12 protein-coding genes are annotated in these 15,940 nt (G+C 49.6%); 6 read left to right on the top strand and 6 right to left on the bottom strand.

The annotated features are described in order from the left end of the window. Positions 1-80: 80 nt before the first annotated feature. Positions 81-1,226 (top strand): Na+/H+ antiporter NhaA, encoded by a 1,146-nt coding sequence (gene nhaA, locus CAG65_RS00105; protein WP_021705443.1) that lies wholly within the window; start codon positions 81-83, stop codon positions 1,224-1,226. A 34-nt stretch (positions 1,227-1,260) separates the two neighbouring features. On the opposite strand, the gene CAG65_RS00100 is transcribed toward nhaA, so the two are convergent. Both CAG65_RS00100 and CAG65_RS00095 read right to left on the bottom strand, forming a co-directional pair. Beyond that, a complete protein-coding gene (locus tag CAG65_RS00100; protein WP_161447688.1) occupies positions 1,261-1,878 on the bottom strand; it encodes an OmpA family protein in 618 nt (205 codons plus the stop codon). A gap of 1 nt (position 1,879) precedes the next feature. Then, positions 1,880-3,175 (bottom strand): TolC family outer membrane protein, encoded by a 1,296-nt coding sequence (locus tag CAG65_RS00095; RefSeq protein ID WP_161447699.1) that lies wholly within the window; start codon positions 3,173-3,175, stop codon positions 1,880-1,882. Between the two features lie 806 nt (positions 3,176-3,981). Between CAG65_RS00095 and CAG65_RS00090 the strand changes: the two genes are divergently transcribed. From CAG65_RS00090 to nspC, 3 genes are all read left to right on the top strand, one after another. Then, complete coding sequence (locus CAG65_RS00090; protein ID WP_161451358.1) at positions 3,982-6,864, top strand: pyridoxal phosphate-dependent class III aminotransferase; 2,883 nt, start codon at positions 3,982-3,984, stop codon at positions 6,862-6,864. A gap of 12 nt (positions 6,865-6,876) precedes the next feature. Continuing rightward, positions 6,877-8,121, top strand: coding sequence for a carboxynorspermidine synthase (locus tag CAG65_RS00085; RefSeq protein WP_021705447.1), 1,245 nt, complete (start codon positions 6,877-6,879; stop codon positions 8,119-8,121). Positions 8,122-8,198: 77 nt separating this feature from the next. Next, on the top strand, positions 8,199-9,332 hold the full coding sequence (gene nspC, locus CAG65_RS00080; RefSeq protein ID WP_161451356.1) for a carboxynorspermidine decarboxylase: 1,134 nt from the start codon (positions 8,199-8,201) through the stop codon (positions 9,330-9,332). 66 nt (positions 9,333-9,398) lie between these two features. Here the strand turns inward: nspC and CAG65_RS00075 are convergent, their stop codons facing one another. Then, positions 9,399-9,911: a glycine cleavage system protein R gene (locus CAG65_RS00075; protein WP_021705449.1), complete on the bottom strand. Its 513-nt coding sequence runs from the start codon at positions 9,909-9,911 to the stop codon at positions 9,399-9,401. 343 nt (positions 9,912-10,254) lie between these two features. Here CAG65_RS00075 and CAG65_RS00070 point away from each other — a divergent pair, with 343 nt between their 5' ends. Further along, positions 10,255-11,496 (top strand): CinA family nicotinamide mononucleotide deamidase-related protein, encoded by a 1,242-nt coding sequence (locus tag CAG65_RS00070; protein WP_161451354.1) that lies wholly within the window; start codon positions 10,255-10,257, stop codon positions 11,494-11,496. A gap of 219 nt (positions 11,497-11,715) precedes the next feature. Beyond that, on the top strand, positions 11,716-11,970 hold the full coding sequence (locus CAG65_RS00065; RefSeq protein ID WP_021705451.1) for a hypothetical protein: 255 nt from the start codon (positions 11,716-11,718) through the stop codon (positions 11,968-11,970). A gap of 37 nt (positions 11,971-12,007) precedes the next feature. Here CAG65_RS00065 and yfaE read toward each other — a convergent pair whose 3' ends face one another. From yfaE to nrdA, 3 genes are all read right to left on the bottom strand, one after another. Then, entirely contained in the window at positions 12,008-12,286 is a 279-nt protein-coding gene (gene yfaE, locus CAG65_RS00060; RefSeq protein WP_021705452.1) for a class I ribonucleotide reductase maintenance protein YfaE, read from the bottom strand. Next, the gene (nrdB, locus tag CAG65_RS00055; protein ID WP_021705453.1) at positions 12,286-13,419 is read right to left on the bottom strand and encodes a class Ia ribonucleoside-diphosphate reductase subunit beta; all 1,134 of its coding nucleotides are present in this window, start codon (positions 13,417-13,419) and stop codon (positions 12,286-12,288) included. Before nrdB ends, yfaE begins: the two co-directional genes overlap by 1 nt. Before the next feature lie 89 nt (positions 13,420-13,508). Then, positions 13,509-15,791, bottom strand: a complete 2,283-nt coding sequence (gene nrdA, locus CAG65_RS00050; RefSeq protein ID WP_161451351.1) for a class 1a ribonucleoside-diphosphate reductase subunit alpha — start codon at positions 15,789-15,791, stop codon at positions 13,509-13,511. Positions 15,792-15,940 lie beyond the last annotated feature (149 nt).

The raw sequence follows: 15,940 nt of genomic DNA, 5'->3' as shown, positions 1-15,940 counted from the left end.
TCGATCATTCCGTCAGTCGATACACTCAGTATATTGTTTGTTAATCATTTATTAACATAATAAGAATAAGGGCTTTTTTCATGAGTGATGTAATTCGCGATTTTTTCAAAATGGAGTCTGCAGGAGGCATTCTGTTGGTTATCGCTGCAGCAATTGCGATGACTATTGCGAACTCACCTTTGAATGATGTTTATCAAGGGTTTTTGCACAGTTATGTGTTTGGTATGTCAGTTTCGCACTGGATTAATGATGGTCTGATGGCTGTCTTCTTCCTGCTGATTGGTCTGGAAGTAAAACGCGAGCTGTTAGAGGGCGCGTTGAAATCGAAAGAAACCGCTATCTTTCCGGCGATCGCGGCAGTGGGGGGAATGCTGGCACCGGCACTGATTTACGTTTTGTTTAATGCCAGTGATGCGGCAGCTATTCAGGGCTGGGCTATTCCGGCGGCGACAGACATTGCTTTCGCACTGGGTATCATGGCGCTGCTGGGTAAGCGTGTACCCGTGAGTCTGAAGGTGTTCCTGTTGGCGCTGGCGATCATTGATGACCTGGGTGTCGTGGTGATTATTGCCCTGTTTTACACCGGTGATCTGTCGACATTGGCGTTGGTTGTTGGCTTTATTATGACGGGTGCACTGTTTATGCTCAATGCAAAACACGTGACTAAATTGACCCCGTACATGATCGTGGGTGCTATTTTGTGGGTGGCGGTACTCAAGTCTGGAGTCCACGCGACACTCGCTGGGGTTGTGATCGGCTTTGCAATTCCGTTGAAGGGCAATGAAGGAGAACGTTCTCCGCTGAAACACATGGAGCATGCGCTGCACCCTTACGTTGCGTTTGGTATTCTGCCGCTGTTTGCCTTTGCCAACGCAGGTATCTCACTGGAAGGCGTTTCGATGGCCGGGCTGACGTCGATGCTGCCACTGGGCGTAGCATTGGGTCTGCTTATTGGTAAGCCACTGGGTATCTTCAGCTTCAGTTGGGCTGCCGTCAAAATGGGCGTGGCCAAATTGCCAGAAGGCATCAACATGAAACACATTTTTGCGGTGTCCGTGTTGTGTGGTATTGGTTTCACTATGTCGATCTTTATCTCATCGTTGGCATTTGGCGCTGCGAATGCCGATTACGACACATACGCCAGACTCGGGATCCTAATGGGCTCGACGACAGCAGCGGTGGTGGGTTATATCCTGTTGCACCTGTCATTACCTAAGAAAGCGTAAGCTAAAAAACGCCCCGATATCGGGGCGTTTTTTGTTACAGGCTTCGGGTTGAGAAGATGGTCCATTCCTTGATGACTTCTTCGTCCAATCCAACTACGGTGGCGGTCACCCGTCGGTTGGCTGCATGCGCCTGAGAAGTGTCTTGATTGACTTCAGGCCTTGTATCGCCATAGCCCACGACGGCTACCCGTTGTGGTTCAACCTGGTAGCCGATTAATCGGCTACGTACTGCTTCCGCCCGTTGTTGGGACAATGCCAGGTTATGACTGGCGGAGCCGACTTTACTCGCATAGCCGCGTACCTCGATTGAGGCACCAGGGTATTTTTTCAGAAACTGCGCCATGTTGGCGATTTGTGCGTTGAAACTCGGCTCAATGACCGATGAATTATTAGCGAACAGGATGTGCAGTTGGCGAGACTCTTCCATCAGGATTTTTTCACCACAGCCGTCGTTGTCGATCAGGGCGCCAGGTGGGGTATCCGCACACAAGTCACGCGCATTGATGACGCCATCGGCATCATCGTCGATGAGATCAGAGACCTGAAATGCGACTGGTGTGTCCATGTATGGATACTCTTCTTCTTCCGCCATGACCGCCTGACTTACAACGCAACTGGCTATCATGGCCATTACTAAGGTTTTTTTATCCATCTTAATACTCCACTTTTTCGGTCCATTCAGGTGGAATATCAACCAGCAGTGCGTCCAGTAGGGCACCGGTAGCATTCATTACCCGATACTTGGCGTATTGCTCTGAGTAGTGGGCGTCGAGGTAATCTTTGCGTGCTTCAAACAATTCGTTTTCGGTGTTGAGTAAATCAAGCAAGGTTCGCTGACCAATCCGGTATTGCTTTTCATAAGCAATCACGGTTTCTGACGCTGAATCCACATGATCGGCCAAAAACTCTTTTTGTTGCAGGGTCAAGTCCAACGCGCTCCAGGAGAGGCGCAGTCCTTCTTCAACCTGGCGGTAAGCGCTATCGCGTAAGTCTTTGGCTTTGTTGAGCTGTGAGGCCGCTTTTTCGGACAGTGCCTGATCCGAGCCGCCGTTATACAGGTTGTAGCGCATGCGTAGCATGGCCAGTGTTTCATCACTGCGTCCTTCATCCCCACCTGCGTCATCACGCCAGGTTTGGCTGGCTTCTATCGACAGCGTTGGGTAGAAAGGGCCCTTGGACTGCTTGTATTGGTAGCGGGCGGAGTCGATATCGGCTTTAGCGATCTGAATGACCGGGTGTTTTTCATACGCCACGTCCATCGCACGGGTCATGGTTGGCGGTAGCTTAAAAATGTCGGCTCGGGGATAGGTCAGGCCCAGGGGTTCCTGGCCGACGATACGGCGAAACTGCGTGTGCGTGTCGTACAGGTTGTTTTGCGCAGCCAGCAGGTTACCGTGTGCTTTGGCTATCCGCGCTTCGACTTGGGAGACGTCAGCAGTGGAGCCGATGCCAGACTCAGCACGACGACTGATGTCTTTGTAAATCTCTTTATGAACGCGGAGGTTATTTTCTGACAATTTCAGCACTTCTTCGGCTTTGATGGCATCCAGATAAACCTGCGCGACCTTTAGTGCCATGTCTTGTGCATCAGCGATCAATTGTAATCGGGTGGATTCGGCGTCCGCCGCCGTCCGATCCATATCATTCAGTGTCGCAGAACCATCCCATAATAGCTGTGTGAGTGAGACCGTGGCTTCTTTTCGGGTCAGGTCGGTATCGTTCTGGCCAGTGGAATCAGCAGGGCGAATCCCTTCGTAACCAATCCCTGCATCCAAATCGATACTGGGCAAGTAGGCACCATTTGACGCGTCATGCTGTTTGAGCGCACTCTGATATTCGTTGAAAATACTTTTTATATCTGGATTAGTCGCGAGTGCTATGGCAACGGCCTGCTCTAGGGTTTGAGCCTGAGCGGAAAAGCAGTATCCCAATAGGCAACTCACAATCATCTGTTTTTTCCAGTTCACTGCGAATCTCCTGTTCACAAGTGGAAGGGCCTGACGATGCACCCTGCGCAACTTGGTTGGTGGCGGTTAACAGACAAAGCTTAGTAAAGAAACGAGGGTTAGGGGAAATAGATGGTTGAATTTATTGTTGATTCTGCTAATGCATAGGACTCAGTTTGTGCATTGGGCCTATCATACTTAAGTTTGAACAGACTTAGGTAATTTGTTGATTTTAAGTTGCTTTTTTTGATGCGATTTCGAGTGTGATCTTTATCAAATTTATATGATTTTTGAGAATCGATACTCTATGCTTAGTCTATGAAAATTAAGAATAAAACACTATGTTAATGAATTTGTTAATAGAGGGGGTGTTAAAAGATATTGCAAGCTAGTTTCAATTTATGCTACTTTCCCGCGCAATCTCGGACGTTGTATAAAGCAGACGATTTCTGGGGGATACGCGTAGTGACATTCAGCTGATTGCGACACTACGTAGGGTAGGTATCGACAAAGCCTTTTGTCGATAGACGGGATACTTAATGTCGCGGGAGCGGCAGCGAATGGGAAACCCAACATTGAACTCACTTAACGTTTACTGCACTTTAATCAGCCTCATTCCTCGTAAATGCCCTGTTTTACAAAACAGTAGCATAACCGAACCTTGATCTACTGATTCTCACATTGTCATCGGTTTGATGGCCGCTATTCCGTATCCACTTTTCGTGAAATCGGAAGGCATTTTTACACCTCATTTCTGGATGGTGATGGCAGAAGTGAGTTGGGTTTCTCTATTTCAAGGTAACATATAAATGAGCACAGCCTTTGAAGTCGAAAACAGCATTGTATCGACATTTTCCACTCAAGTGCCGGTTGTTGAAGGCACATACGATCTCACGCCTGACCAGATTTTACAGGATCAGGCAGAGCATGAGTCTGAAGTACGTTCTTACCCACGTCGTCTTCCTATTGCGATTAAACGGGCTTATGGTGCTCTGGTAGAAGACACCCGTGGTCAAATCTTTCTGGACTGTCTGGCGGGGGCTGGCACGTTGGCGCTAGGGTACAACCACCCAGAAATTAACCAAGCGCTGAAAGAGCAACTGGATTCGGGTCTGCCGTATCAAACACTTGATATTACAACGAAAGCTAAAGACAATTTTATCAAGCGCGTGAAGGCGTTTCTGCCGCAGCAGTTTGCCAAAAATTCGGCCATTCAGTTCTGTGGCCCATCGGGTGCCGATGCCGTTGAGGCGGCAATCAAGCTGGCTAAGCAAACCACAGGGCGCAACACCATGTTTGCGTTCCGTGGCGCTTACCATGGCATGACCAACGGTACGATGGGTATGATGGGGAATCTGGGCACTAAAGCGCGTCGTACTGGCCTGATGTCAGATGTGCACTTTATGCCATTCCCATACAACCTGCGTTGCCCGTTTGGACTGGGTGGTGATGAAGGTGCCAAAGCAAGCATCCGTTACATCGAGCGTCTGCTCGGGGATGATGAAGCCGGCATCATGAAGCCGGCGGCAATCATCGTTGAACCTGTTCAGGGTGAAGGTGGCGTAATTCCGGCGCCTGCGTTCTGGCTACGTGAGCTGCGCCGTATCTGCGATGAGCACGGCATCCTGTTGATTTTCGATGAAATTCAGTGTGGTGTTGGCAAATCTGGCTACCGTTTCGCGTTTGAAGAGTCTGGCATTAATCCGGATATCCTGTGTCTGTCCAAAGCGATTGGTGGTGGTCTGCCAATGTCGATTCTGGTATTCAACAAATCGATTGATACCTGGAAGGCGGGCGAGCATACCGGAACATTCCGCGGCAACCAGTTGGCGATGGTGTCTGGTGCGAAAGCGCTGGAAATCATGGAACGTGACAACCTGGTAGAGCACGCGAATATCGCTGGTCAATATTTGCGTCACGGTCTGGAGAAGATCCAGAGCCGAGTGAACTGCATCGCCGAAGTGCGCGGTAAAGGCCTGATGTTGGGTGTTGAAATTCAGGACCCATCAGGCGCTCGCAATAAATTTGGTGAACCGCAGGCTGACGGCGAACTGACGCTGAGGATCCAGCGTGCTGCACTCGAACGTGGTCTGATGGTCGAAAAAGGTGGCCGCGAAGGTTCGGTTCTCCGCTTCCTGCCACCACTTATCATCAGCTTTGAACAAATTGACTTTGCCCTGCGAGTACTGGAAGACGCTATTCTGGCCGCTGGTGGTGGCCTGGCAGAGGGGTCTCAGAACAGAGGGTGGAGCAAACACTTTGTTCATACGGGTGAGTACGGCGCGGATGAGTTTGCGTCGGTAATGAATCACACCACGGCGGCAATGAAACAGCTTTTCGAACAGGTTGATAAGCCGTATTCCGGCCTGGATCCGAAACTGCTGGAAGCACAGATCAATGCAGTGAACCTGGACGCCACTCAAACCAGTTTGAAAGCCGTTATTGACAGCACCACTGAGCTGGTGGCAAAAAACGCCATTTTCACGCAGCACCCGGGGTGCATTGCGCACCTGCACACACCGCCACTGATGCCTGCCATTGCGGCCGAAGCCATGATTGCAGCACTCAACCAGTCTATGGATTCGTGGGACCAGGCGTCATCTGCCACTTATGTCGAGCAGAAAGTGATCAACTGGCTGTGCGACAAATACGAAATGAGCGATAGCGCGGACGGTATTTTCACCAGCGGCGGTACGCAGAGTAATCAGATGGGGCTGATGTTGGCCCGTGACTGGATCGCCGATACGCTGAGTGGTCATTCTATCCAGAAATTGGGTTTGCCGGATTATGCCGACAAACTGCGCATCGTTTGTTCGGCAAAAGCACACTTTACGGTACAAAAGTCGGCATCCTGGATGGGGCTGGGTGAAAAAGCCGTGTTGACCGTTGATGCGTTGCCTGATGGCACTATGGACGCCAGCCAATTGGAGCGCGTGATTGAGCAAGCGAAAGCGGATGGCCTGATCCCATTTGCTGTGGTCGGTACCGCGGGTACCACTGATCACGGTGCGATTGATGATCTGCAGGTTATTGCCGATGTCGCAGCCAAGCATCAGATCTGGATGCATGTCGACGGCGCTTACGGTGGTGCATTGATTCTGAGCAGCCATAAGGCTCGTCTGAAGGGGATCGAGCGTGCCAACTCCGTGTCGGTCGACTTCCACAAATTGTTTTATCAAACCATCAGTTGCGGCGCGCTGTTGGTGAATGACAAAGCCAACTTCAAGTTCCTGTTGCATCACGCGGATTACCTGAACCGTGAGCACGACGAGTTACCCAACCTGGTAGACAAGTCGGTTGCGACCACAAAACGTTTTGACGCGTTGAAAGTCTTCATGACGATGCAAAGCGTAGGTCCGCAAGCGTTAGGTGAGATGTACGATCACCTGTTGGCGCAGACTCAACAGGTCGCAGAGATGGTTCGTGAACATGCGGGCTTTGAGCTGCTGGCTGAGCCTTCTTTGTCGACGGTATTGTTCCGCTCAACTCAGGAAGCGTCTCAGGGAGTGGATAAACTGAACCAGAAAGTTCGTATCGAAGCGCTGGTTCGCGGTGTCGCTGTTTTGGGTGAGACGACAGTAAATGGTCAGTCAGCGCTGAAATTTACTATCTTAAATCCATGTCTGACGTTGTCAGACTTCGAAAAACTTTTAACTGAAATAAACCAGCTGGCAGTTGAGCTGGCGAAATAAGGGTAAGGAATAATGGCAATTCTACAAATAGGTGCAGGTGGTGTTGGTTGGGTTGTTGCGCATAAAGCAGCGCAGAACAACGATGTACTGGGCGATATCACAATCGCATCTCGTACCGTTGGTAAGTGCGAAAAGATCATTGAATCGATTCAGAACAAAAACAACCTGAAAGACTCATCGAAAAAACTCGAAGCGCGTGCTGTGAACGCCGACGACGTGGATGCACTGGTTGCTCTTATTCAGGAAGTTCAACCGGATCTGGTGATCAACGCGGGTCCTCCATGGGTAAACATGCCTATCATGGAAGCGTGCTACCGCGCCAAAGTCTCTTATCTGGACACTTCTGTCGCGGTAGACCTGTGCAGTGAAGGCCAACAGGTACCTCAGGCTTATGACTGGCAGTGGGGTTACCGTGAGAAGTTCGCAGAAGCGGGTATCACAGGTATTCTGGGTGCGGGTTTCGATCCGGGCGTGGTGTCTGTGTTTGCCGCGTACGCGGTCAAACATCTGTTTGATGAGATCGACACCATCGACGTGATGGATGTAAACGCGGGTGATCACGGTAAGAAGTTTGCGACCAACTTTGACCCGGAAACCAACATGTTGGAAATCCAGGGTGACTCTTTCTACTGGGAAAATGGCGATTGGAAACAAGTGCCATGTCACTCACGTATGTTTGAGTTCGACTTCCCGCTGGTGGGTAAACACAAAGTGTACTCCATGGCGCACGATGAAGTTCGTTCGATGAAAGAGTTCATCCCGGCGAAGCGTATTGAGTTCTGGATGGGATTCGGTGATAAATACCTGAACTACTTCAACTGCATGCGTGATATTGGCCTGCTAAGTCCGGAACCACTGACACTGCATGACGGCACCGTGGTTCAGCCATTGCACGTATTGAAAGCGTTGCTGCCAGATCCAACATCGCTGGCACCAGGTTACACAGGGAAAACCTGCATTGGTACCTGGGTGCAAGGTAAGAAAGACGGCAAAGAACGCAGCGTGTTTATCTACAATAACGCGGATCATGAAGTGGCGTATGACGACGTTGAACATCAGGCGATTTCGTACACGACGGGTGTTCCGGCGATCACTGCCGCATTGCAGTTCTTCCGTGGTAAATGGGCAGAGAAAGGCGTGTTTAACATGGAGCAGTTGGATCCGGATCCGTTCCTGGAAACTATGCCTGGCATTGGCCTTGACTGGCATGTGCAGGAGCTGGAGCCTCAGCAGCCTGATATCCAGATCTTGAAGTAATTTGCTTCAAGTAACAGCCTGTAAATTGAGCCGACGCGCAAGCGTCGGCTTTGTTCGATTTTAGAGTGACCGTAGAAATGCAAAAAAGCGACCTGAAAACCCCTTACTTCATGATCAATGAAGACAAGTTGATCGCGAATCTGGAAAAAGCCAAACAACTGAAAGACATTTCGGGCGTGAAACTGGTCTTGGCACTGAAGTGTTTTTCGACCTGGGGCGTGTTTGACATCATTAAGCCTTACCTGGACGGCACCACCAGTTCTGGCCCGTTTGAAGTCAAACTGGGCCACGAAACTTTTGGTGGTGAAACACATGCTTACAGCGTGGGCTACAGTGAAGACGACGTTCGTGAGGTGGCGGACATCTGTGACAAGATGATCTTTAACTCTCAGTCTCAGTTAGCCGCGTATCGTCACATTGTGGAAGGCAAAACGTCTTTGGGGCTGAGACTGAATCCGGGAGTAAGTTACGCTGGTCAGGATCTGGCAAACCCAGCGCGTCAGTTCTCCCGACTGGGTGTTCAGATGGACCATATCAAGCCTGAAGTGTTTGATAGTATCCATGGTGTGATGTTCCACATGAACTGTGAAAACAAAGATGTGGATGCATTTGTGGCTTTGTTGGATGCAATCTCAGAACAGTTTGGCGAGTATCTCAATCGACTGGACTGGGTGAGCCTGGGCGGTGGGGTATTCTTTACCTGGCCGGGTTACGACATTGAAAAACTTGGCCTGGCGTTGAAAGCGTTCGCTGACAAACACAAGGTACAATTGTATCTGGAGCCGGGAGAAGCGATCATCACTAAGACCACCGATCTGGTGGTAACGGTCGTGGACATTGTCGAGAACGTGAAGAAAACCGCGATTGTGGATTCTGCCACTGAAGCGCACCGTCTGGACACGTTGATCTACAACGAACCTGCGTCGGTGCTGGAAGCGTCTGAACAGGGCGAACATGAATACGTTATTGGCTCTTGTTCGTGTCTGGCAGGCGATCAGTTCTGTGTTGCGAATTTTGAGCAGCCCCTGACAATCGGTCAGAAGCTGCACATTCTTGACAGTGCCGGTTACACCATGGTGAAACTGAATTGGTTCAACGGGCTGCGTATGCCATCGGTGTATTGTGAGCGCTCAACGGGTGAGATTCAGAAGCTGAACGAGTTTGAATACGCCGATTTTAAACGTTCTCTGTCGCAATGGTCGGTGAAGTAAGCGGTTGAATCGCGGTGTAAGAAAAAGAGCAGCCATTGGCTGCTCTTTTTATATCAGGGACGGGTATCAGGATTCCACCATCACTTTGATGTCTTCACTGAGTGATTCGAGTTCATTCGCGACATCTTCGATCTGTACTTCGGCGGGTAACCGGATTGCGACGTTAGCGGTAAACAAGCTGGAGCTGACACCACCACCGCCAGCAATGAAGACCCGTTGGCAATCCATATCCAGAATGTGAGCCCCCTGGTTATCCAGAATGTGGGTAATGTCATTCACAATACCGGCACGATCATTGGAGTCCAGACGAAGGTGGTAGATGGTGTCTTCCCGGTGTGCCTGACTGCCTGAATCCACAATCTGCACCAACAGATCCGGATGGGACTGAAACGCTTGTTTCACCACTTGTTCGTTTGAGGTGGGCAGCTCAACCTTAATCACAGCAGCGACTTGGTCTTCAATAAAGTTCACTTTACTGATCAACCATTTACCGCCATTTTCGTGGGTGATAGCAGCCAATTCTTTGATCGTTGCTGGAGTCGCTTTGCCGACGAAATTGACAATGAATGTGCTGGTCATACTAAGCCTCCTACTGAGTAAAACATAACTCTCTGTTTTATTGTCCTTATGTTCTTAAGTGTAGAAGCAACCCGTGTTGGGAGCTTGATTTCAGTCAAGTTTTTACTCTATCGGCAGCGTAATTTCTGGTTTCTTTTAGCGCGGGCACAGAAAAGTAATCGCGGTTGTTATTATGAGGGGGAGAGTTCGTGAGCACAGAACGGCAGTGGATTAAGAGGCGCGAACTGTGCCTGCGAGTATAAGCAACCAACAGGTGAAATGTTTGTTACAAAACGGGTTTTTTCTTGCGCAAATTGTGTGATGATAGGCGACGTAACGAATGAATTCGCAGAGGAATGAACAGATGTTAAAAATTGCAATGCTGAGCACAGGTGAAGAGGTGCTTCACGGCGATATTGTCGACACCAACGCCGCCTGGCTTTCGGAACAATTTTTTGAGGCGGGATTTCCTCTGTCAAAACGCGCGACTGTTGGGGACGAGCTATCATCGCTGGTAGAAGAACTAATGATGCTGAGCTTCAACAACCAAGTGGTGGTGGTGAATGGTGGACTCGGACCAACCAGTGATGACTTGAGCAGTGAGGCGGCAGCAAAAGCGGGTGAGCAGTCTCTGAAGCTGTTTCCTGAGTGGCAGGCGCGTCTGGAGGGTTTTTTCGCACAGCGCAAGATGGTGATGCCAGAGAGCAACATCAAACAAGCCATGCTGCCCGAGAAGGCCACCTTAGTCGACAACCCGATTGGTACTGCTTGTGGCTTTTCGATGCTGATTAATGACTGTCTGTTCTATTTCACACCTGGTGTCCCATCTGAGTTTAAGATGATGGTGGAGCAGCAGATCCTACCCGATCTGAAACAGCGTTACCCTCAGCAGGCTGGTTTGGAATGCAGTCGGTTTTATACATTTGGGACATCGGAATCGGCGCTATCGGACAAACTCGATCGGGTGCAGTTACCGGCGGGCTACATGCTTGGATATCGCTCTTATTTGCCGTTTATTGAGGTGAAGCTGTTCGGACCGAAAGGGGATCTCAGTAACAAGCTGGGGATCATGAAGATCATTAATCAGTTAATTGACACTCACGTGGTCAGTATCGATGAGCCGATGATTCAGCATATTGCCAGTTTGATCGATGATGCTCAGCTATCGCTTTCGACCAGCGAACAGTCAACGGGTGGCTGGTTGTCCAATTGGTTGCAGTCGGAAGCCGCGGCCGAAAAATGGTGTGGTCACGGCTGGATTCTCGGCGGCGCCGTGTCGGTGGGCGATGACGAGCAGGATCCGTTGGCTGCGACACTGGCACTCGCCGGTGCAACGCGTCAGAAGTGCTCGACAGAGCTGTCGTTGGTGACCGGTAAAGTCACAGATAATCAATTTTCTGTGGCGTTGGCGACGCCTCAGGGAGAGTGGGGACAGGTGCTAACGTTCAGTCGGCAGTATAACCGCGAAAATCAGCGCTTATTGATCAGTACGGTGGCACTGGATATGCTGCGTCGCTATTTGGCGAAAAAGCCCATGTTTGTTAGCTACAGCTCGGTTGGCCGGGTCAAAGACATTTTTGTCCCAGCGGAGCAACTGCAATACTGAATCAGGCTGCGGCGGCTGATGGGGCGCCGCTTATAACCCGATGAATATAAAACTTATTACAGGCACTCAAGTTCACATTATTTGATATAAGGAATCTTTCTAACTCCTAAGCGATTGATTTAATAATGACTCCCTTAATCGGGTCAAATTTCAGCCTTTAGTTATAGGAAATTGATTGTAAACTGAATGCTCCGGCTAGTGATTCGCAAGGAGGCAATCATGTTCCATCAGTCAAAAATTATTGTCTGGTATAAAGTCGCAAGTCAGAAAGTGGTACTGGGTGAGACATTCAGCAACGACAGCTTTGATGTTGTGTCGCTGTGGCGCAAAACTCCCCAGATGGAAGAGCACAGCGCGTATCAGGGTTTCCAACTTTCACTGTTTGACGATGATGGAAGAGAGATTGCCCATAAGGCCGTATCAATGGATATCGCAGATGAAATTCTGATGGGAAGCTCCGCCCAGTATGTTTGACCTCTGAACAGAAAAAAGAGCATAAAAAAACGCGCCGTCAGGCGCGTTTTTCTTTGAGTCGGTAAACGACATTGTCGACCTCAAGGTCTGTCTTCGCTCGGCAGATACAAGGTAATATCTCATCACCTTGCGTGTACGCCATGGCAAAACCAACGTATTCGACTTCACCAGAAACCAGGTTGCAACGACATGCTCCGCAATGCCCGTCACGGCAGTTGTATTCTGGTTCCAATCCGGCTTGCTCCATCGTTTCCAGCAGAGTATTGGACGGATTGGATTCAACGGAAGTGATTTTGTTGATTTTTATATTGGCCATTACAGCTCGAAGCCCTCGAAGTCATCCGCGTTTACTTCGTTGTCAATCTGACCAACCAGGTAAGAGCTGATTTCCGCTTCCTGAGGCGCTACCTGAACGTTGTCCGACGACAACCAGGCGTTGATCCAAGGAATCGGATTCGATGTGGCTTCTGGGTAAGCAGCAGGCAAACCAACAGCGTGCATGCGCACGTTGGTGATGTATTCAACGTACTGGCTCAGGATGTCTTTGTTCAGGCCGATCATTGAACCGTCTTTGAACAGGTATTCCGCCCATTCTTTCTCTTGCTCTGCAGCTTCCTTAAACAGATCAAAACACTCTTGTTTGCACTCTTCAGCAATCTGAATGAATGAGAAGTCATCCTGACCATTACGGAGCAGGTTGATCATATGTTGAGTGCCAGTCAGGTGTAGCGCTTCGTCACGAGCAATCAGCTTGATGATCTTCGCGTTACCTTCCATCAGCTCACGTTCCGCAAACGCAAAAGAACAGGCAAAACTGACGTAGAAACGGATCGCTTCCAGTGCGTTGACCGACATCAGACATACGTAAAGCTTTTTCTTCAGTTCATACAAACTGACAGATACGGTTTCACCGTTGATTTGATGTTGGCCTTCGCCGTAACGGTGATAGTCATTGCTCAGTTTGATCAGATCATCGTAGTAGTGCGCAATGTCTTTTGCACGCTTGAGGATGTGTTCGTTTTCAACGATGTCATCAAACACAACACCCGGGTTGTTGACGATATTACGGATAATGTGCGTGTACGAACGAGAATGGATGGTTTCTGAGAAAGACCAGGTTTCGATCCAGGTTTCCAGCTCTGGCAGAGACACCAACGGCAGTAAGGCGACGTTCGGGCTGCGGCCCTGGATAGAATCCAGCAGAGTCTGATACTTCAGGTTCGAGATAAAGATGTGCTTTTCATGCTCTGGCAACTTGTTGTAGTCGATGCGGTCGCTGGACACGTCAACTTCTTCCGGACGCCAGAAGAACGACAGTTGCTTCTCGATCAGTTTTTCAAAAATCTCGTATTTCTGTTGGTCGTAACGTGCAACGTTGACCGACTGACCCAAGAACATCGGTTCTTTCAGTTGGTCATTTTTGGTCTGGTTAAAAGTACTGTAAGCCATAATGCCTCAATTCCTTTTAAGCCCTCCATCCTGTCAGCAGGCGAGGAGGGCGTTCGGTAGTCTGTTAATGTGATTCTATGTCGGTCGGATTAAATCTTACAACCGCCGCCGGCACAATCGTCATCTTGTGGTTGAACTGCGTCTTTCTGGTCGTCTTTCGCACCGTCACGCGTGTTGTGGTAGTAAAGGGTCTTCACACCAAATTTGTACGCGGTCAGCAGGTCTTGCAGCAGTTTCTTCATCGGTACCTTACCGCTTTCGTAGCGTGCAGGGTCGTAGTTCGTGTTGGCTGAGATAGCCTGGTCAACAAACTTTTGCATAATACCAACCAGGTGCAGATAACCGTCGTTAGAACCGATGTTCCACAGCAGTTCGTAGTTATTCTTGAGTTCCGTGAAGTCCGGCACCACCTGTTTCAGGATGCCGTCTTTCGACGCTTTTACAGAGACGAAACCACGCGGTGGCTCAATACCGTTTGTCGCGTTGGAAATCTGAGAAGAGGTCTCAGAAGGCATCAGCGCAGTCAGTGTTGAGTTACGCAGGCCGTGCTCCATGATCTCCTGACGCAGGCCATCCCAGTCATAGTGCAGTGGCTCATCACAGATAGTATCGATATCTTTCTTGTACGTATCGATTGGCAACAGGCCTTTCGCGTAGTTCGTTTCGTTAAATGAAGGACACTTGCCTTGCTCTTTTGCCAGCTCGACCGAAGCTTTCAGCAGGTAGTACTGCATCGCTTCGAAGGTACGGTGAGTCAGGCCATTTGCACTGCTGTCGGAGTACTTCACGCCGTGTTTCGCCAGGTAGTAAGCGAAGTTAATCACGCCCACACCCAGAGTACGACGGTTCATGGTTGAACGGTACGCAGCTGGCAGCGGGTAATCTTGGTAATCAAGTAGGGCATCCAGAGCACGAACAACCAGCTCAGAAAGCTCTTTAAAGTCGTCCAGGCTTTGAATCGCGCCCAGGTTGAATGCAGACAGAGTACACAGCGCAATTTCACCGGAATCGTCTTCCACGTTGCTTAGCGGCTTGGTCGGCAGAGCAATTTCCAGACACAGGTTAGACTGACGAACGGGGGCAACTTCAGCGTCAAACGGGCTGTGGGTGTTGCAGTGGTCAACGTTCTGGATGTAGATACGTCCGGTTGAAGCTCGCTCTTGCATAAGCAAAGAGAACAGCTCGACCGCTTTCACACGCTCTTGTTTCACGGACGGATCGTTTTCGTATTTCACGTACAGACGTTCGAACTCGTCCTGATCCTGGAAGAAGGCGTCATAAAGACCCGGGACATCCGATGGTGAGAACAGCGTAATGTAGCCGCCTTCAACCAGACGCTGGTACATCAACTTGTTCAGTTGTACCCCATAGTCCATATGACGAACACGGTTTTCTTCTACACCACGGTTGTTTTTCAGAACCAACAGGGACTGAACTTCTCCGTGCCACATTGGGTAAAATACCGTTGCCGCACCGCCGCGAACGCCACCCTGAGAACAGCACTTCACCGCTGTTTGGAAGTATTTGTAGAATGGGATACAACCGGTGTGGAAAGCTTCACCGCCACGGATTTCAGAACCCAGAGCACGGATCCGGCCCGCATTAATACCAATACCAGCACGCTGTGACACATAACGAACGATTGAGCTAGCCGTTGCGTTAATTGAATCCAGGCTGTCACCACATTCGATCAGTACGCATGAGCTGAACTGACGAGTTGGTGTGCGAACACCAGACATAATCGGTGTTGGCAGAGAGATCTTAAACGTTGACGTCGCATCGTAGAAGCGCTTGATGTAGTCAAGACGCGTTGCCTTCGGATACTTAGCGAACAGACACGCCGCAACCAGAATGTAGAGGAACTGAGCACTCTCATAGATCTGACCGGTCACACGGTTTTGAACGAAGTATTTACCTTCAAGCTGTTTAACGGCTGCATAAGAGAAATTCAGATCACGACGGTGATCGATATAGGCGTCCAGCTCATCCAGTTCAGCTTTGGTGTAATCTACCAGCAGGTGCTTGTCGTACTTACCCATCTCTACCAGTTTAGAGATGTGATCGTACAGCGTTGGTGGCTCATATTGACCATACGCTTTTTTGCGCAGGTGGAATACGGCCAGACGAGCAGCCAGATACTGATAATCCGGCGTCTCTTCCGAAATCAGGTCAGCGGCTGATTTGATGATCGTTTCGTGAATATCTGATGTCGTAATGCCATCGTAAAACTGAATGTGAGCACGCAATTCTACCTGAGAGACCGAAACGTTGTTCAGCCCTTCAGCTGCCCATGTGATGACTCTGTGGATCTTATCCAGATCAATATTTTCTTTGCGGCCATCACGCTTGGTGACGGTAAGTTGTTGGTTCATTCTGCTTCATTTCCCTAACAAAACTGATTAAAGCCGCTTTTTTATGTAATTTTTGTAAATTTGATTACGGCTTTGTGATCATGGTCTACCTACATATTGTAGCTCAAACACAATATGTAGGGGTACGTTAGCTTTCGGGTTACAAGATA

Origin of the sequence: Vibrio sp. V39_P1S14PM300, from assembly GCF_009904765.1 — a bacterium.
Classification (GTDB): Bacteria; Pseudomonadota; Gammaproteobacteria; order Enterobacterales; family Vibrionaceae; genus Vibrio; species Vibrio proteolyticus.
The sequence above is the reverse complement of the archived record's forward strand: the minus strand, read 5'-3'. Positions and strand labels throughout refer to the sequence as shown.

Coding starts and splice junctions, on each gene's coding strand:
- nhaA (WP_021705443.1), top strand. CDS start 81: ATGAGTGATGTAATTCGCGATTTTTTCAAAATGGAGTCTGCAGGAGGC.
- CAG65_RS00100 (WP_161447688.1), bottom strand. CDS start 1,878: ATGGATAAAAAAACCTTAGTAATGGCCATGATAGCCAGTTGCGTTGTA.
- CAG65_RS00095 (WP_161447699.1), bottom strand. CDS start 3,175: ATGATTGTGAGTTGCCTATTGGGATACTGCTTTTCCGCTCAGGCTCAA.
- CAG65_RS00090 (WP_161451358.1), top strand. CDS start 3,982: ATGAGCACAGCCTTTGAAGTCGAAAACAGCATTGTATCGACATTTTCC.
- CAG65_RS00085 (WP_021705447.1), top strand. CDS start 6,877: ATGGCAATTCTACAAATAGGTGCAGGTGGTGTTGGTTGGGTTGTTGCG.
- nspC (WP_161451356.1), top strand. CDS start 8,199: ATGCAAAAAAGCGACCTGAAAACCCCTTACTTCATGATCAATGAAGAC.
- CAG65_RS00075 (WP_021705449.1), bottom strand. CDS start 9,911: ATGACCAGCACATTCATTGTCAATTTCGTCGGCAAAGCGACTCCAGCA.
- CAG65_RS00070 (WP_161451354.1), top strand. CDS start 10,255: ATGTTAAAAATTGCAATGCTGAGCACAGGTGAAGAGGTGCTTCACGGC.
- CAG65_RS00065 (WP_021705451.1), top strand. CDS start 11,716: ATGTTCCATCAGTCAAAAATTATTGTCTGGTATAAAGTCGCAAGTCAG.
- yfaE (WP_021705452.1), bottom strand. CDS start 12,286: ATGGCCAATATAAAAATCAACAAAATCACTTCCGTTGAATCCAATCCG.
- nrdB (WP_021705453.1), bottom strand. CDS start 13,419: ATGGCTTACAGTACTTTTAACCAGACCAAAAATGACCAACTGAAAGAA.
- nrdA (WP_161451351.1), bottom strand. CDS start 15,791: ATGAACCAACAACTTACCGTCACCAAGCGTGATGGCCGCAAAGAAAAT.